At 42.6% G+C, this 17,129-nt stretch carries 15 protein-coding genes; 5 read left to right on the top strand and 10 right to left on the bottom strand.

Going from position 1 to position 17,129, the window contains the following annotated elements; all coding sequences use genetic code 11:
- Positions 1-148: 148 nt before the first annotated feature.
- The 3 genes from MB09_RS11920 to MB09_RS11910 are packed head-to-tail and all read left to right on the top strand — an operon-like array spanning position 149 to position 3,267.
- The gene (locus MB09_RS11920) at positions 149-745 is read left to right on the top strand and encodes a SprT-like domain-containing protein (protein ID WP_045081153.1); all 597 of its coding nucleotides are present in this window, start codon (positions 149-151) and stop codon (positions 743-745) included.
- Between the two features lie 5 nt (positions 746-750).
- A complete protein-coding gene (locus MB09_RS11915) occupies positions 751-1,830 on the top strand; it encodes a mannose-1-phosphate guanylyltransferase (protein ID WP_045081152.1) in 1,080 nt (359 codons plus the stop codon).
- A complete protein-coding gene (locus MB09_RS11910) occupies positions 1,831-3,267 on the top strand; it encodes a DUF389 domain-containing protein (protein ID WP_045081151.1) in 1,437 nt (478 codons plus the stop codon). It begins immediately after the preceding gene.
- 3 nt (positions 3,268-3,270) lie between these two features.
- Here the strand turns inward: MB09_RS11910 and MB09_RS11905 are convergent, their stop codons facing one another.
- The 7 genes from MB09_RS11905 to gcvP form a co-directional block, all read right to left on the bottom strand.
- Positions 3,271-4,035, bottom strand: a complete 765-nt coding sequence (locus MB09_RS11905) for an ABC transporter ATP-binding protein (RefSeq protein ID WP_045081150.1) — start codon at positions 4,033-4,035, stop codon at positions 3,271-3,273.
- Entirely contained in the window at positions 4,032-4,772 is a 741-nt protein-coding gene (locus MB09_RS11900) for an MlaE family ABC transporter permease (RefSeq protein ID WP_045081149.1), read from the bottom strand. Before MB09_RS11900 ends, MB09_RS11905 begins: the two co-directional genes overlap by 4 nt.
- A 68-nt stretch (positions 4,773-4,840) precedes the next feature.
- Positions 4,841-5,941, bottom strand: coding sequence for an alkaline phosphatase (locus MB09_RS11895; protein WP_045081148.1), 1,101 nt, complete (start codon positions 5,939-5,941; stop codon positions 4,841-4,843).
- Between the two features lie 117 nt (positions 5,942-6,058).
- Positions 6,059-6,913 carry a glycosyltransferase family 2 protein gene (locus tag MB09_RS11890; RefSeq protein WP_045081147.1) on the bottom strand — a complete coding sequence of 285 codons (855 nt, stop codon included), beginning with the start codon at positions 6,911-6,913 and terminating at the stop codon, positions 6,059-6,061.
- Positions 6,913-7,434, bottom strand: coding sequence for a methyltransferase domain-containing protein (locus MB09_RS11885; RefSeq protein ID WP_045081146.1), 522 nt, complete (start codon positions 7,432-7,434; stop codon positions 6,913-6,915). The genes MB09_RS11890 and MB09_RS11885 overlap by 1 nt, the downstream gene beginning before the upstream one ends.
- 40 nt (positions 7,435-7,474) lie before the next feature.
- Positions 7,475-8,533 carry a 3-oxoacyl-ACP synthase III family protein gene (locus tag MB09_RS11880; RefSeq protein ID WP_045081145.1) on the bottom strand — a complete coding sequence of 353 codons (1,059 nt, stop codon included), beginning with the start codon at positions 8,531-8,533 and terminating at the stop codon, positions 7,475-7,477.
- Between the two features lie 128 nt (positions 8,534-8,661).
- On the bottom strand, positions 8,662-11,511 hold the full coding sequence (gcvP, locus tag MB09_RS11875; protein ID WP_045081144.1) for an aminomethyl-transferring glycine dehydrogenase: 2,850 nt from the start codon (positions 11,509-11,511) through the stop codon (positions 8,662-8,664).
- Positions 11,512-11,642: 131 nt separating this feature from the next.
- Here gcvP and MB09_RS11870 point away from each other — a divergent pair, with 131 nt between their 5' ends.
- Complete coding sequence (locus MB09_RS11870; RefSeq protein WP_045081278.1) at positions 11,643-12,461, top strand: UbiA prenyltransferase family protein; 819 nt, start codon at positions 11,643-11,645, stop codon at positions 12,459-12,461.
- On the opposite strand, the gene MB09_RS11865 is transcribed toward MB09_RS11870, so the two are convergent.
- Together MB09_RS11865 and MB09_RS11860 are read right to left on the bottom strand one after the other, a co-directional pair.
- Positions 12,458-12,712, bottom strand: a complete 255-nt coding sequence (locus MB09_RS11865) for a hypothetical protein (RefSeq protein WP_045081143.1) — start codon at positions 12,710-12,712, stop codon at positions 12,458-12,460. The genes MB09_RS11870 and MB09_RS11865 overlap by 4 nt on opposite strands.
- A gap of 5 nt (positions 12,713-12,717) precedes the next feature.
- Positions 12,718-13,266, bottom strand: a complete 549-nt coding sequence (locus MB09_RS11860; protein ID WP_045081142.1) for a sigma-70 family RNA polymerase sigma factor — start codon at positions 13,264-13,266, stop codon at positions 12,718-12,720.
- Between the two features lie 171 nt (positions 13,267-13,437).
- Between MB09_RS11860 and MB09_RS11855 the strand changes: the two genes are divergently transcribed.
- A complete protein-coding gene (locus MB09_RS11855; protein WP_052671371.1) occupies positions 13,438-14,892 on the top strand; it encodes a M20/M25/M40 family metallo-hydrolase in 1,455 nt (484 codons plus the stop codon).
- A 104-nt stretch (positions 14,893-14,996) separates the two neighbouring features.
- Here the strand turns inward: MB09_RS11855 and MB09_RS11850 are convergent, their stop codons facing one another.
- Positions 14,997-17,075: a M3 family metallopeptidase gene (locus tag MB09_RS11850; protein ID WP_045081141.1), complete on the bottom strand. Its 2,079-nt coding sequence runs from the start codon at positions 17,073-17,075 to the stop codon at positions 14,997-14,999.
- Positions 17,076-17,129: the final 54 nt, after the last annotated feature.

Raw genomic sequence — 17,129 nt, 5'->3', positions numbered from 1 at the left:
TAATATCCTGAAACCAAAATATATGGAAGCATAAATATTTTGAAAAAATCAATTAATAGCCACAATTTTATCACTGAAACGCTCGCGATATTGTACGAGACTGGTTATTTTTGACGTTGATAGAAAAGTTGGCAACTCTTCCACGCCTATGACAGAAATACTCGAAAAATACATTCCCCAAGCTTCCGTAGCTTCTGTTTTTGAACTGATAAAAACCCACAATGTCCATCTCAAAATCGTAAACGAGCGCGTTACCCGGCACGGCGATTACCGAAAAATGCCCAATGGCCAGCACAAAATAACCGTAAATGCGTCGTTGAATAAGTATCGGTTTTTAATCACGCTCGTGCACGAAATAGCGCATTTGGAGGCGTTCACAAAATACGGGAGGCTTATAAAACCCCATGGGCTGGAGTGGAAACGTACCTTTCAGCTTTTGATGTTGCCTTTTTTGCGGCCTGAGGTTTTTCCAAATCAATTGTTGCCTTTATTGGCCCGCCATTTCAAAAACCCCAAAGCCTCCAGCGATACCGATGCAGCATTGGCTTTGGCATTAAAGCAGTTCGACCCAGAGAACGATAAAAACTATATCTTTGAAATTCCCTTTGGAGGACATTTCAGATTGTACAATGGTAAAATTTTTAAGCGCGGCAAACAGCGCGTAAAACGTTTTGAATGTTTGGAAGTGGCCACGGGAAGAATGTATCTTTTCAATCCAAATGCTGAGGTGGAATTTTTAAAATAGTTTAAATGAACAAAGATTATTACGCAGTGATTATGGCAGGCGGAATCGGTTCCCGATTTTGGCCCGTGAGCACCCAAGAATTCCCCAAACAGTTTCACGATATGTTGGGAACGGGAGAAACTTTGCTGCAAAAAACGTTTTCAAGGCTAAATAAAATTATCCCTTCGGAAAATATCTACATTCTTACAAATGAAATGTATCTGGAAATTACGCTGAAACAATTGCCGAAAATTTCAGAAGAACAAGTGATGTTGGAGCCAGCCATGCGCAACACCGCACCGTGCATATTACTATCTGCTTTAAAAATAAAAAAGAAAAATCCGAACGCCCTAATGCTTGTTGCGCCCAGCGACCATTGGATTGAGGATGAAAATGCTTTTGCAAGTGATATTAAAACATGTTTTGATGCAGCAGAAAAAGATAATATTTTACTCACTTTAGGAATTGAGCCAAGCTTTCCAAATACAGGTTACGGTTATATTGAAAGCGACAAAAGCGATGTTTCGGAAATTAAAAAAATAAAGCAATTTCGTGAAAAACCTGATTATGAAACTGCTAAACAATTTCTTTCGGCTGGAAATTTTCTTTGGAACGCGGGCATCTTTATTTGGAGCGCTAAAAGTATTGTCGCGTCCTTCGAAAAATATTTGACTGAAATGAATTCATTGTTTTCAAAAGGAATGGCTGTTTTAAACACTTCCGAAGAAAAAAAATTCATTGAAAAAAATTATGCCGAAGCAGAAAATATTTCCATAGACTACGGAATTCTGGAAAAAGCAGATAACGTGTATGTGAAAAAAGCCACCTTCGATTGGAACGATTTGGGGACCTGGGGCGCACTTTACGATAAATTAGAGAAAGTAGAAGGACACAACGCAGTTGTGAATGCTGAAATATTACTGAAAAACTCAGGGAACAATATGATTTTTACCGAAAAAAAGAAACTTGTTGTTTTGGACGGAATTGAGGATTATATTGTGGTGGACAAAGAAGATGTGCTTTTGCTGTTTCCGAAGAAGAAGGAACAGCAGATTAAAGAACTTTTGAACGAGGTGTCGCATAAATTTGGTAATAAATATGTGTAAATGAGTACAACTGAAAATAATAACGATATAAAAATTACACCCAACGATGACGAGTTTGAGAATGTAAAACTCAATACATGGCAGAGTATAAAAAAATTCCTGACTGAGCTTTTTGATATCCGTTCAGACTCAGACCGCGACGCAACGATTGAGGCCGTTAAAAAAGATATTTCCTTTAAGGGGCACACTGCCTGGATTCTTATATTTTCCATATTCGTTGCCTCCATTGGGTTGAACGTGAGTAGCACCGCTGTGGTTATTGGTGCGATGCTTATTTCGCCATTAATGGGTCCTATTGTGGGCATCGGTCTTTCCGTGGCCATTAATGATGTGGATACGTTAAAGCGCTCCCTCATTAATCTTGGGGTAATGGTTTTTTTGAGTGTGCTTACTGCTTTTCTTTATTTTAAGCTTTCTCCGCTTACGGAGGAAACACCGGAACTTATTGCCAGGACATACCCAACCATTTTGGACGTATTGATAGCCATATTTGGCGGTTTGGGCTTGATAGTCGCAAAAACCAAAAGTGGAACAATAGCGAGTGTGATTTTTGGTGTGGCCATTGCCACCGCGCTTATGCCGCCATTGTGCACCGTGGGTTATGGATTGGCCATTGGCAATGCTTCGTATGCCGGAGGTGCACTTTATCTTTTCTCAATAAATGCGGTGTTTATCGCGCTGGCCACCTTTATCGTTTCCAAAATATTGCAGTTTCCGTTAGTGCGATACGCCAACAGCAAGCGCCGTAAAAGGACCGCACAGATTGCCACCGCTATCGCCATCGCCGTTATGGTGCCTAGCGTATGGCTGTTCATCAAGCTGTTGGAAGAACAGGTTTTTGAAAATAAAACAAAGGACTTCGTAAAAAATATAATCAAATATGAAGGTGCTGAGGTAGTAAAGTTTACGCAGGATTACAAGAAAAAAAATATTGATGTTTATTTGATTGGCCGTCCCGTTCCACAAAACAAAATCAACGATTGGCTCAAGGAACTGTCGGAGACTGAAAGTTTGGAGCAAACGCGTTTGCGCATCTATCAAGGTGCCGACCAAAGTGGTGAAATGGCCGCCAAGCTTTCGGGTGAGATTAAGGCGGGAATACTGGAAGATCTGTATGTGAAAAACGAACAGATTATTCAAGATAAGGATGAGAAGATTCGGTTCTTGGAAAATGAGGTAGCCCTGTTGAAAATTCAAAATGTTCCTTTCCAGCAGCTCAGCGAAGAAATAAAGATCAATTATGACAACGTTGAGACATTCAGTTATTCAAACAAGATAACTACCGATTTCAAAAAAACCGATACACTGCCGGTAATAAACATCCGGTGGAAAAAGAATGTGCCGTCGAGGGAGCGAAGAGCTGATTTGAAAAAAATAGAGGCTTGGCTTAAGTATAAAATGAAATTGGACACCCTTCAGGTCTCGGAATATCCATAATTATTACCCTTCCTTTAGCTGAACTTCTCGAATTTTTTTGAAAAGATCAGAAGAATACACAAAGTTGGTTACATCTTCGTTGTCTGTTTTGAAGATTTCCTGATTGGTGCCCTGCCAAACGAGTTTTCCGTTTTTAAGCAAGACCACCTTTTCACCTATTTCCATCACCGAGTTCATATCGTGGGTTACTACAATTGTGGTAATATCGTATTCGTGGGTTATTTCCTGTATCAAAGTATCTATCAAAGTTGCCGTCTTTGGATCTAGGCCCGAATTGGGTTCGTCGCAAAAAAGGAACTTGGGTTTGTTTACGATGGCCCTGGCAATGGAGACCCTTTTCTGCATTCCTCCGGATATTTCGGCAGGAAATTTTTTGTTCACATTTTCAAGGTTCACACGTTTCAACACTTCATTTACCCTTGCTACCATATCGGCTTTTTTCTGCTTGGTAAACATTCGCAGGGGAAACATTACGTTTTCCTCTATATTCATGGAGTCAAAAAGAGCCCCTCCCTGGAAAAGCATTCCTATTTCTTCGCGTAACTTTCGTTGCTGTTCATCGTCCATTTCCTGTATGGCCTTGTCTTCATAATAGATTTTGCCCTGTTCGGGTTTGAAAAGGCCTATAAGACATTTCAGCAAAACGGTTTTCCCACTACCGCTCTGCCCGATTATGAGGTTTGTTTTTCCCTTGTCAAATTCAGTGGTAATACCTTTTAGGATTTCCTCGGTGCCAAAACTTTTATGTACATCTTCAATTTTTATCATGAGCTCAGGAGAAGTTGGGTTATAATATAGTTGGCGGCAATAATCAACACACTGGTCCAAACGAAGGAATTGGTGCTCGCCTTACCTACTTCCAGCGAGCCACCTTTCATATAGAAACCTTGCCAAGAGGGCACGGTGGCCAGGATAAAGGCAAAAACAAAAGTTTTGAAAAAGGCATAAAAAAGTTGATAGGGTATAAAGTCTTCCTGTACCCCAGCGATAAAATCTGAGGAACTGGTAAACCCGCCATAAACTCCGGCAACCCAACCTCCCAAAATGCCTAGAAACATTGAAAGGACGATAACAAACGGATAAAACATCAAGGCTACAATTTTTGGAAAAACCAAATAATTCAGAGAGTTGATTCCCATTACTTCTAGGGCATCAATCTGTTCAGTTACCCGCATTGAGCCAATGCTGGAAGTAATAAACGAACCAACTTTTCCGGCCATAATGATGGAAATGAAGGTAGGGGCAAATTCCAAAATAACCGATTGCCGTGTGGCAAAGCCTATTAAACTATCAGGTATAATGGGATTGTCCATATTGAGGGCCGTTTGTATCGCTACAACCCCGCCCACAAAGAAGGAGATAAAAGCCACTATGCCCAACGAACTTATTATAAGATCGTTTATTTCCTTCAAAATGAGATGCCGTAAAACCGATGTTTTGGTAAAACTACCAAACACCGTTTTGAGCATTAAAAAATAAGAGCCAATATCCTGTAAATACTTCATAAAAAAGATCGCTATGGCTAAAATACTAAAATTAGAGCACTGTAGATTGAAAAAGCTTTTTTTAGCTTTTATTTATCAAAAAGCGCCATCATTTTATGGTAAATCTCGGTGCTTTCATAAATGCCATTGAAAAGGAAAGCGCCTGGACCTTCGGCAAACACAGGGACCATAGTGCCCGAATGCCCCGTCGTAGAGAAGGTGGGCTTAATTTTGTTGTAATCACTCCCGTCTGATGCAAGAGTGAACCCGCCCGTTTCGTGGTCGGCAGTAACAATCACAAGGGTTTCGCCATTCTGTTTGGCAAAATCCAGGGCCACGCCCAAAGTTTTGTCAAAATCCAAGAGTTCCTCAATTAAGTAATCTGCATCGTTGTCGTGGCCGCCCCAGTCTATCTGGCTTCCTTCAACCATTAGAAAAAAGCCTTTTTCGTTCTTTGACAGTTTTTCCAAGGCAAGTTTGGTGGCGTTCGGAAGAAAGTCGCCGCGGCCCTGGCTCATCTTCGGCATTCCGTCTTCGGCGAGTAAGATGAGTTCATTTTTTTCACTTGGGGTTTTTGGAAGTTGGTTAGTAATCAGTTCATAGTCTTTCGCTTTCATTTCAGCTAATAAGTCTTTTCCATCTTTTCTTTGGTTGAAAAACTTAAGTCCACCACCAGCAAAAAAGTTTACACCAGAATTTGGGGCAAACTCAGTAATTTCATCATACATTCTTCGGCTTTTTACGTGCGCATAAAAACTTGCCGGAGTGGCGTGCTGTATGGAAGAGGTTGCAACAATGCCCGTGGCAAGACGGCGTGTTGACAATTGCTCCACTATGGTGGGTACCGCAAGGGTATCTTGGTTTACACCAATTGCGCCGTTATAGGTTTTCACACCGGTGGAAAAAACGGTGGCCCCGGCAGCTGAATCAGTAATCAAATCGCTGGCAGAAGAGGTTTTGCTCAGTCCGATTGTACTGAAACGTTCAAAATTCGGTTTGCCGTTTTTGTAATAGATAGCTGCGGAAACCTGGCTCAGACCCATACCATCGCCGATCATTAGAATGATATTTTTAGGTTTTTTATTTTCTTGCGAAACCTTGGTAACGGTGTTGTCCTTTACCTGCACAGAAACACAGGAATTTAACGATAGGGCCAATAAAAGTAGGAGGATGGGGAATTTAAATCGCATTTTTAGGGTATAATTTTATGCTGCAAAAATAAAGAATATAAAAGGGATGAAGTGTTAATGGGATGTTGTTATATTTTAAATTCCAATCCCGATAGCTATCGAGATCCGAATACCGAATCAACCAATCCCCAATTTCTTTCGAATGTTTTTCCAACGCAATTTTCGAATAAAGGCGCCTTCTTTTTCTGAAACGATAAATTCCTGATAGGTACTTTTCGCTTTGGAAAACCCTCTCATCGTATCCACGAAAAATGAAAAACTACCTTTTTTGGAAGCCAGTTTCGCCGAAGCGATAAGCGTGAGCCAAAACCCGTAGCGCATTTTATAGAAAGCCTCGCCCTGTTTGTGTTTTGAGGCTTTTGTATAGACTTTGCCCGTAGGCTTTAAATGTTTTACGTGCAGCGAAGGGTCGGTCTTTACTTTCCAACCGTGGTATTGGGCCAGGAGCTCGTCCACCGTATCCCAGCCCATGGATTTTTTTAAACCTCCGATGTCTTCAAAGCATTTTTTGCGGTAAGCTTTCAAAGCTCCCCGAATATGGTTTTTGTCCGTGAGGTTTTCCACTACCCACGGGCCGTTTTTTTCAATGGTGCAAAACCCACCGACCATTCCGTAGCTTGGATCATTTTTGAAATGTTCCACAATCTTTTGCAGGTAATCCTTCGGAAAAATTAGGTCGGCATCGAACTTGCAGATTATATCAAAGGAAGCATCCAATGTTTCAAAACCCTGATAAAATGCCCGGATAACTTTGCTTCCCGGCGCGTGAAGGTTTTCGGAATCAAAGAAGACACCTTCAATAAAGGAATGTTCTTCGGAAAACTGATCGATTATTTTTTGGGTACCGTCGGTAGAGGCATCGTTTACCACGACAACTTTCTTCGGAAGAAAGGTTTGTTCCGCAAAGGATTGAAGCGTTTTTGAGAGATGTGCTTCTTCGTTATGGGCGGGGATGACGATGTAGATATCCATTAAACTCTTTCAGCATACACCAAATAATACCGCGGCGTAATCCTGCGCAGTAGGGGCCGTATGCCAATTTTTTTCACGGGATTCGTAAATTTTTCACTTTTCACGATGCGCCAACCGGCTTTTTCCAAGAGCCAATCAAATTGCCAATCCTCAAACTCGTGGTAGTGGCGGTCCCATTCGTCGGTCTTACTTTTATAGGCAGAGGCAAACCACAGTTTTAAAGGAACCGAGGCGATCAGCTTTTTGGCTTTGATATCCTTCAAAACATTGAAAGGCGAGACCAAGTGTTCAAAAATTTCAAAAGCGGTAACCACGTCAAATTCTTCCGTTTTTACCACAGTTGTCTCTAAATCGAGATCTTCGCCTTTGGTATTGGTAACTTGAAAGCCCTCTTTTGTAAGAATTGCAGAGAAAGGGTTGGGCACGCCCAGATCGAGAATTTTTTCTTCTTTGGAAATAACCTCTTTTAGAAAACGCAAAGTGTGATGGTATCTTTTCTTCGGAAATTTGCCTTCGTACATTTTTTCAATTCTGAATTCTGAATTCGGATTTCAGAATTATTTACACCTTATAAACTATAGCATTAATATTCATGCCCGCGCCAACGCTTGCAAAAATAACCACATCTCCCCTTTTAATCGAGTGGCCCTCTAACTCACCGTTCAAAACCAGGTCGTAAAGCGTGGGTACGGTGGCTACGCTACTGTTGCCCAATTTGTTGATGCTCATCGGCATGATTTTTTCGGGAGCGGCCTTGTCGTATAGCTTGTAAAAACGGTTTACAATGGCCTCGTCCATCTTTTCGTTGGCTTGGTGGATAAATATTTTTTTCACTTCGTCAATGCCAATCCCACTTTGGTCCAAGCAGGTTTTCATGGCATCCGGCACATTGTTGAGCGCAAATTCATAGATTTTTCTGCCGTACATTTTTATATATCGGCGGTTGTCTTTTTTCTCCAAATTGTTGCTTTCGCCAAAAAAGATGAAATGTGCCTCCTCAAAAGCATAGGTCGCGCTGAAATGGTTGAGTATGCCACCAGCCTCCTCGGTCGCTTCTACCACTGCGGCTCCTGCGCCGTCGCTATAGATCATCGAGTCGCGATCGTGCGGATCCACTACCCGGGAAAGCGCTTCGGCGCCTATAACCAGACATTTGCTGGCGATGCCCGATTTTATAAAAGCATTAGCCTGGATCATACTCTCTATCCAGCCCGGACAGCCAAAGAGCATATCATAGCCCACACAGAGCGGATTCTTTATCTGCAACTTATGTTTTACCCTTGTAGCGATGCTGGGCACTGTATCGCTCTGCACCGAGCCGTGCCGCACGTCGCCATAGTTGTGGGCCACAATTATGTAATCCAGATTTTCTTTATCGATTCCCGCGTTTTTGATCGCGTTTTCTGCCGCAAAGGCCGCAATGTCCGAGGTGTTGAGGTTTTTTGGAATATAACGCCGTTCGGCAATGCCCGTAATGGCCTTAAACTTTTCTATGATGGTCTCATTTTCCTGCCCAAACCGGGTGCCGTCCTCATTGTAGAAATGATGGTCGCCGAAATGTTCATTCTTGGCAATTTCACTCGGAATATAACTACCTATGCCTGTTATCTTGACATTCATAAATTGAAAAGTTTCATTAAAAATACGGAAAATTCGGTAATTCGGTATTTAGTCTCGGTTTTCAGTGGCAGTTTTCAGTAAATCCGTTTGATATAAAACTATTTGCTGTAAACTGCCTCTGCCAACTTTTAAGCTTCCATATAGGCTTCAATTGGGTTACAGGTGCAGATCAAGTTTCTGTCTCCGTAGGCCTCATCTACCCTCCTAATGGAAGGCCAAAATTTGTTGTCGGAAATATATTCCAACGGAAACGCTGCTTTCTGTCTGCTATACGGAAAATCCCAATCATCCGTGGTAAGCATTTGTAAAGTGTGCGGTGCGTTTTTCAACACGTTGTTGGGTTCGTCCTTGTCGGCTTCCTCAATTTCTTTTCTGATTGAAATCATCGCCTCGCAAAATTGGTCCAAGGACATCTTGCTCTCGCTTTCGGTAGGCTCAATCATCAGCGTTCCCGCAATCGGGAAAGAAACCGTCGGCGCGTGGAAACCGTAATCCATCAATCGTTTGGCGATATCGGTTACTTCAATTCCTTTTGCCTTAAACGGGCGGCAATCCACAATCATCTCGTGGGCTGCGCGGCCGCGTTCGCCAGCATAAAGCACTTCGTAATGGCCGTTTAATTTTTCCTTTATGTAATTTGCGTTCAAAATAGCGTATTGGGTAGCTTTTTTCAAACCATTCACCCCGAGCATACAGATATAGGCATAACTGATCAAGCAAACCAGCGAACTGCCGTAAGGTGCTGCCGAAATTGCGGTAATGGCCTTTTCGCCACCGGTCTTAATAACGGGGTTTGAAGGCAAAAACGGTACCAACTGCTTGGCCACGCAAATAGGCCCCACGCCAGGACCGCCTCCTCCGTGTGGAATGGCAAAGGTCTTGTGAAGGTTCAAATGGCAAACATCTGCGCCAATCGCGCCGGGGTTTGTCAAACCTACCTGGGCGTTCATATTGGCGCCGTCCATATATACTTGGCCTCCGTTTTCGTGGATAATGCTTGTTATTTCGCGAATTGCCGACTCGTAAACTCCGTGGGTTGAAGGATAGGTAACCATCAAACACGATAGGTTATCCTTGTGTTTTATTGCCTTTTCACGAAGGTCGTCCACATCTATATTTCCTTCTTCCGTAGCTTTGGTAACCACCACCTGCATCCCCGCCATTACGGCACTTGCCGGGTTGGTTCCGTGGGCCGATGAAGGAATCAAACAGATATTTCTATGGCTTTCCCCGCGTGACTCATGATATGCACGAATAACCATCAAACCGGCGTATTCGCCTTGGGCGCCACTGTTTGGTTGCAGGGATGTGCCAGCAAAACCTGTGATTTCGGTTAATTGCTTTTCTAGTTTTTTCAAAATGGTTTGGTACCCTTCTGCTTGTTCCACAGGTACAAATGGATGTATATTGCCCCACATCGGGTCGCTCAACGGTAGCATTTCCGCGGCAGCATTCAGTTTCATCGTGCACGAGCCCAGAGAAATCATGGAGTGGGTAAGGGAAAGATCCTTGCGCTCCAGTTTTTTGATGTAACGCATCAAATCGGTTTCGCTGTGGTATTTATTGAAAACTTCCTGTTGGAGAAATTCCGTCTTACGGGCAACTTCCTGTGGAATTCTGTTGCCGGTTTCCAATTCGGAAATCTTTTGAAAATCTTTTTTAACGGCTTCGGAAAAGATTGAAACTATCTTGTTTAAATCCTTGACAGTGGTGGTTTCATTGATGGAAATGGAAACCGTCTCGTCATTCGGATAATAAAAATTCACCTCTTTTGCCTCTGCCAAAAACTTGATTTTAGTGGCATCGGTCTTGATGGCGATGGTGTCAAAATAAGTTTCGTTAATTTGCTCAAAGCCCAATTTTTCCAAAGCATTTGCAAGGGTGGCTGCGCCATTGTGTACTTTTCTGGCTATATATTTTAAGCCTTCCGGCCCGTGATAGACCGCGTACATTCCGGCCATAACTGCCAATAGTACCTGGGCGGTACAAATGTTTGAAGTAGCCTTGTCGCGCTTAATATGCTGCTCCCTTGTTTGTAGCGCCATGCGTAGGGCACGGTTGCCGTCGGTATCTTTGGTAACGCCGATAATCCTTCCGGGAATGCTGCGTTTGTACTCGTCCTTTGTGGCAAAAAACGCTGCGTGTGGGCCGCCGTAACCCAACGGAATGCCGAAACGCTGTGTGGTTCCCACAACAACGTCAACACCAAAGTGGCCCGGGGATTCTAACATCACCAAGCTTAGTATATCTGCCGCTACCGCAACTTTTATTTGGTTGTCATTCGCTTTTTCGATAAAGCTTTTGTAGTTATAAACCTTGCCGGTCCTACTTGGATATTGAAGAATGGCTCCAAAAAATTCTTCCGAAAAATCAAAATCCTCGTGCTTGCCTACTACCAATTCAATTCCCAAAGGAATGGAACGCGTCTCAAGCACCGAAAGGGTTTGTGGCAAAACCTCTTCCGAAACAAAAAACTTGGAGGCGTCGTTCTTTTTCTTTTCCTTTTCGCGCACGTTGTAAAGCAATGCCATCGCTTCTGCAGCTGCAGTTGATTCATCCAAAAGGGAGGCGTTTGCCAGCTCCATTCCCGTTAAATCGCTCACTACGGTCTGGAAATTCAACAGAGCTTCCAATCTGCCCTGTGCAATCTCGGCCTGATAGGGCGTATAGGCAGTGTACCAGCCCGGGTTTTCTAGAATATTTCTTTGGATTACAGGAGGCGTAATAGACTGGTGATATCCAAGCCCGATATATGTTTTGAAAAGTTTATTTTTCGTGGAAAGTTCTGTGATGTGCTCCAGATATTCCTGTTCGCTCATCGCAGTGTCCAGATCCAGTGCCTTTTTTAGCAGAATATCATCTGGAACAGTTTCGTAAATTAGTTGATCTAGAGAGCTTACACCAATGGTTGAAAGCATTTCGGGAAGGTCGCCTTCCCGCGGGCCAATATGCCTTAAAGCAAAAGAATCTGTGTTCATTAATTTGCGGTTGAAATTTAGCTGGCAAAATTACAATTTTAAACGCGAAATAGATAGCTTTTGCGGGGTTGAAATATTTAATTTTTCAACTAAATAGCGAGGTTATAAACACTTTGGTTATTTTTGATAGTATGAAGCTACTCAGGGGTGTTTTCGCTTTTTATATAAATAGCAGCATTCACGTTGCTTTGGCGGTTGTGTCGTTACTGGCGGTCACGGTTTTGGAATATAATCTACCTATTTCAAAAGAGTTATGGGCCTTTGTGTTTTTGAGCACACTTTCAGGGTACAATTTTGTGAAGTACGCCAAGGTAGCAGGGCTTCATCATAGGAGTTTGACACAGTCCCTAAAAACTATACAGGTCTTTTCGGCATTTTGTTTTGCGCTGCTCGTTATAATAGCCTTTATATTGCCCATAAAGGTTTTGCTTATAACCGCTGCGTTTGGATTGACAACTTTTTTTTACGCAGTTCCTTTTATAAGAAGCAAAAACTTGCGAAATTTTTCAGGCTTGAAAATTTTTGTCGTTGCCTTTGTTTGGGCGGGCGTGACGGTTATTTTACCTTTTGTGGAGGCCGAAATTGACTTAACGGCCGATGTGCTGCTTACTTTCTTCCAGCGTATTCTAATTGTTGTGGCGCTAATATTGCCGTTTGAAATTCGCGATATACCTTATGATGGGCTGAACCTGAAAACCTTGCCGCAGCAATTGGGTGTTAGGAATACTAAATTATTGGGAGAAGTGGTTTTGCTGTTTTGTTTGGTTTTTGAGTTTTTCAAAGATGAATCTGACGTAGCCTACATTACAAGTTTATTGTTTTTTTGTGTAATGCTTGGGTGGTTGCTAGTTATTTCAAAAACGGAGCAAAGCCGCTATTTTTCTTCTTTTTGGGTGGAAGGGCTGCCAATATTTTGGTTGCTTGTTTATGTTTTCTTCAATATGTTTTAAAGCAGTTTCTCTTTATCTAGCTCCTCCTTTATACGCTGCTTTAAAAGCTTTTTTCGCTCTGGACAGAGTGCACTAAGTTTTGCGGAATGTATAGTTTTGGTCAATTTTACATTTTGTTGCGAGTAGCCGCGACACGGCCTACATAGTAGAATGTGTGCCCTTAGCAGTAACTTTGCGAAGGTTCCTGCTTCGTTATACTGCACTTTATCGCAAATGGTTGCGGCTTCGCCACACTTCAAAAAAAACCTCATATTTTTTAATTAAGCCAATTTTTCTCCAAACACTCGGCCATAGCCTTGCGTGCCCGATGGATAATTACCCAAAGGTTAGACGGCGTAATATCGTATTCTTTACAGATGGCCTCGGTGTCATAATCTTCAATGGTTTTCAATTTAAAGATTGCTGCTTGTTTTTTCGGAAGTTTTTCCAAGCATTCCAAAATAGCCAGTCCCAGTTCGCGGTTTTCCATTCGGTCCTCTGCGGTCCGGTCAAAAGGGTCGGCCGCATTTTCCTCCAGCCAATCGCCTTCGGAATCTTCGTTTTTATATGAAATATGCACTTCTGCCTTTCCTTTTTTGGAATTTGTTTTTCGGTAATGGTCTATAATTTTTCGCTTTAAAATTGAAATAAGCCAGGTGCGCTCCGTGGCTTCTCCCTTAAAATTATCTTTCGACTTAAGGCCAGCCAAAAACGTTTCCGAAATCAGATCCTCGGCAACAATAGGGTCGTTTACCCTTACAATAGTGTAGTTGTAGAGATAATCAGCATAATTGTCGACCCATTGGTCTGGATTCAGTAGTTCCAAAAGAATAGTTTTTGCCTATTTCAAAAATAGGGAAGTTTTAATAACATATACGAAAATTGCACCTATTTAGTTTTAAGTAAATTAGGCTGCAAATAATTAAACTTCGAGATCGACGTAAATAATAGGGCAGATGTCTTATTTTTACAAAAATTAACTTTAGAAAATTTCCCAATGAAAAAATTTACTTCAGGAATATGCATGTTCCTATTATTTGGTATTGCTGCTTTTGCTCAAAACGGCAATACAATTTATGCCACAATGGATGCCGCGGATGCAGTGTCGTTTAAGGCGCTCTATCCCGAGGGTATAACTATTTTGGCGAGCAATGAAAAACAAGCAGCCGTGCTGCTTTCAGAGGAGGTTACCCACAGTATTCATGACAATGTAAAAACCCATGGACCGGGCTACATTTTCAGGGCTTCTGAAGCATTGGCGATGCAGGCCCTAAGCCGTGAGCCGCGTAGAAATCCACAGATTGATTACAGTATTACCGAAGATGTTTTCGTAAACGAATGTCTAGACCTTGTGGATGGGCAGAACATTGAGGACGATATACTGGAACTTGAGGCTTACGGTACGCGATACCATACCAGAGCAGAGGCGGAACAAGCCGTATTGGATCAGCAGTCTAAATGGGACGCAATGATTCTGGCTGCGGGAAGAACCGACGTTAGTACTCGTATTTTTTATCATGTAAATACTCCCATGCCATCTGTAATCCTCACTTTTGAAGGCGCCAACTCGCCCGATGAGTTTGTGATTATTGGAGGACATATAGACTCTACGGCCTGGCCGAGCAATAACAACGCCCCCGGCGCAGATGATAACGCCTCGGGCATTGCCTCGCTCAACGAAATGGTACGCGTACTTTTAGAGAAGAATTTTGTACCCAATAGATCTATAGAAGTAATGGCCTTTGCCGCAGAAGAGATTGGGCTGGTGGGATCTGCTGAAATTGCGCAGGAATATGCCAATAACGGTGTAGATGTAGCGGCTTACGTGCAATTCGACATGACTGGCTACAACGGCTCCAGCAGTGATATTTACATTACAACAGACTGGTACAACAGCAATACGCTGAACACCTATTTAACCCAGTTGATGGATCACTATAACAGCAACAACACAAACCCCGCCCACAATTTTACCTACGGTTTCACTGAATGCGGTTATGGTTGTTCAGATCACGCAAGTTGGGCAGATAATGGCTATGATGCGGCTTTCCCTTTTGAAGCGGCTTTTGGCGATGATAATCCAAATATACATAGTTCCGGCGATGTGTATTCCTTCTTTGGCGACCCCGACCACTCGGTAAAATTTGCAAAACTGGGATTGGAATTTTTAATTGAAGCCGCTAAACCGCAAACTTTATCAGTAAATGATTTCTCTGAAAATGCAATCCGGGTCTTTGTGAAAAACAAAACTTTGAACTACCGTTTAAACAACACAGTTTCAAATGTAAACGAAGTTTCCGTTTTCAACGTAGCGGGACAAAGAATAATTTCTGAAAAAGTAAATACCGAAAATGGAAGTCTTCAACTAAGCCAATTTGCACAAGGTTTTTATATCGTGCAGTTTACTTTGGAAAATGGCCACGCCTTTACTAAGAAATTTATTTTGAATTAATTTCAAATTGATTGCAGGAAGAGGTCTCGATCCGACAGCTATCGGATGCGCTTGACCTGACATTGGAAGATCCGACAGGTTTTTAAAACCTGTCGGATCTTTTTTTATAGCAATCCCGCTCGTTTTAAAAGCGCTTCGGGGTCTGGTTTCTGCCCGCGGAACTTTATGTAGAGCTCCATCGGGTCCATGGTGCCGCCCTGCGAAAGTACAAAGCCTTTAAAGCGGTCCGCCACTTTTTTGTTGAAAATACCTTCCTGCTTAAATAAAGCGAAAGCATCCGCATCCAGCACCTCTGCCCATTTGTAGCTGTAGTAACCAGCAGAATAACCACCTTGGAATATATGTGAAAAGGAAGTACTCATACAGTTTTCCTTCACATCGGGATACAATTGGGTGTCATCAAAAGCGGCGACTTCAAAGGCTTTTACGTCCTTGATTCCCGATGGGTCGCTGCCGTGCCAAGCCATATCGAGCATTCCAAAACTCAATTGGCGCAAGGTTGCCATTCCTTCCAAAAAAGTGGCGGAATCCTTTATTTTTTCTACGTATTCCATCGGAATTACTTCCCCGGTTTTATAGTGCGTTGCAAAGAGCTCCAAAGTCTCTTTTTCATAGCACCAGTTCTCCAAAATCTGGCTGGGCAGTTCCACGAAATCCCAATACACACTGGTGCCCGAAAGACTGGGATAGTGGGTGTTCGCCAGCATTCCGTGCAGCGCGTGACCAAATTCGTGGAACAGAGTCGTGACTTCATTAAAAGTCAAAAGCGAAGGCTTGCTGGCCGTAGGCTTTGTAAAATTGCAAACGATTGAAATATGCGGACGGTAGTTTTTAATACCCGCGGAGGCGGGTATCTTACCATTAGAATTTCCAACTTGATTGGGATCTATCTGAACTTCAATTTTTCGTTGCGGTTTATAGGAAGTCATCCACGCACCATTCCTTTTTCCCGCCCGCGGATGGAAGTCTGCGTAAAAGATTGCGACCAGTTCGCCATCGTCGCCCTTTACTTCGTATGTTTTTACATCGGGATGGTATTTATCGATGTTTTGCACCTCTTCAAAATGCAGTCCGTATAACTTTTCAGCAACCCTGAAGACGCCGTTAATTACATTTTTTAATTCGAAATACGGCTTCAGCTTTTCATCATCCAGATTGAACAATTTCTGCTTCAATTTTTCGGAATAATAAGCGCCGTCCCATTTTTCCAAACGGTCGATGCCGTCCAGTTCCTTCGCGAAAGCCGTCAATTCATCAAACTCCTTTTGGGCGGCAGGTTTTGCTTTTTCAAGCAATTCATTTAAAAATGATTTTACCTTTTCGGGCGTTTCGGCCATGCGTTCTTCTAAAACAAAATGGGCGTGACTTTCATAGCCCAACAAATTGGCCCGTTTATGGCGAAGGGATGCAATCTGCAAAACGTTTTGCTGGTTGTCCAATTCGTCATTGTGAAACCCTTTTGCGCCAAAGGCAATCGCCATTTTTTTGCGGAGTTCGCGATTGTCGGCATAGGTCATAAACGGCACATAGCTTGGGTAGTCCAAAGTGAAAACCCAACCTTCTTTTTCTTTTTCATCAGCAGTTTGGGCAGCGGCTTCAATTACGCCTTCGGGCAGGCCAGAAAGGTTTTTTTCATCTGTTATGTGAAGTTCAAACTTGTTGGTTTCTGCCAAAACATTTTCACCGAAAGTCAATTTCAACTTTGAAAGTTCTGCGTCAATTTTGCGCAGTTCGGTTTTCTTTTCTTCGGAAAGGTTGGCGCCATTTCTGGAAAAAGCCTTGTATTTTTTGTCGAGCAGCATGTGCTGTTCTTCCGTAAGATTTAAGGAATCCCTGTGCTTATAAACCGTTTTTATTCTTTCAAACAATTTCTCATCCAGCAACATATCATTGCTGAACTCCGTGAGCATAGGCGAAACTTCCTGCGCTATCTTTTGGATTTCGTCATTGGTTTCGGCGCTGTTTAGGTTGAAGAAAATGCTGGTTGCGCGATCTAATTGTTCGCCAGTATTTTCAAGGGCTTCGACTGTGTTTTTGAAAGTGGGCGCTTCAGAATTTGAAGTTATTTCATCAATTTCTGCTTTGGTTTCTGCAATCAATCTGCTGATTGCGGGCAGGAAATGTTCGTTTTTTATATTGGAAAATGGGGCGGTGTTGAAGGGTTGTAATAGCGGATTATTCATTGTATTTCGGGAAAATGTAGGCGCGCGATTAATCGCGCGCCTACTGTATTATTA

This window comes from Aequorivita vladivostokensis, assembly GCF_000952855.1.
Classification (GTDB): Bacteria; Bacteroidota; Bacteroidia; order Flavobacteriales; family Flavobacteriaceae; genus Aequorivita; species Aequorivita vladivostokensis.
This window is presented reverse-complemented; position numbering and strand designations above follow the sequence as displayed.

What these genes read in the sequence shown, in the direction of transcription:
- MB09_RS11885 (WP_045081146.1), bottom strand. Translation starts at nt 7,434, where the DNA reads ATGTACGAAGGCAAATTTCCGAAGAAAAGATACCATCACACTTTGCGT.
- MB09_RS11905 (WP_045081150.1), bottom strand. Translation starts at nt 4,035, where the DNA reads ATGATAAAAATTGAAGATGTACATAAAAGTTTTGGCACCGAGGAAATC.
- MB09_RS11900 (WP_045081149.1), bottom strand. Translation starts at nt 4,772, where the DNA reads ATGAAGTATTTACAGGATATTGGCTCTTATTTTTTAATGCTCAAAACG.
- MB09_RS11910 (WP_045081151.1), top strand. Translation starts at nt 1,831, where the DNA reads ATGAGTACAACTGAAAATAATAACGATATAAAAATTACACCCAACGAT.
- MB09_RS11890 (WP_045081147.1), bottom strand. Translation starts at nt 6,913, where the DNA reads ATGGATATCTACATCGTCATCCCCGCCCATAACGAAGAAGCACATCTC.
- MB09_RS11865 (WP_045081143.1), bottom strand. Translation starts at nt 12,712, where the DNA reads ATGAGGTTTTTTTTGAAGTGTGGCGAAGCCGCAACCATTTGCGATAAA.
- MB09_RS11855 (WP_052671371.1), top strand. Translation starts at nt 13,438, where the DNA reads ATGAAAAAATTTACTTCAGGAATATGCATGTTCCTATTATTTGGTATT.
- MB09_RS11850 (WP_045081141.1), bottom strand. Translation starts at nt 17,075, where the DNA reads ATGAATAATCCGCTATTACAACCCTTCAACACCGCCCCATTTTCCAAT.
- MB09_RS11895 (WP_045081148.1), bottom strand. Translation starts at nt 5,941, where the DNA reads ATGCGATTTAAATTCCCCATCCTCCTACTTTTATTGGCCCTATCGTTA.
- MB09_RS11920 (WP_045081153.1), top strand. Translation starts at nt 149, where the DNA reads ATGACAGAAATACTCGAAAAATACATTCCCCAAGCTTCCGTAGCTTCT.
- MB09_RS11870 (WP_045081278.1), top strand. Translation starts at nt 11,643, where the DNA reads ATGAAGCTACTCAGGGGTGTTTTCGCTTTTTATATAAATAGCAGCATT.
- MB09_RS11880 (WP_045081145.1), bottom strand. Translation starts at nt 8,533, where the DNA reads ATGAATGTCAAGATAACAGGCATAGGTAGTTATATTCCGAGTGAAATT.
- MB09_RS11915 (WP_045081152.1), top strand. Translation starts at nt 751, where the DNA reads ATGAACAAAGATTATTACGCAGTGATTATGGCAGGCGGAATCGGTTCC.
- gcvP (WP_045081144.1), bottom strand. Translation starts at nt 11,511, where the DNA reads ATGAACACAGATTCTTTTGCTTTAAGGCATATTGGCCCGCGGGAAGGC.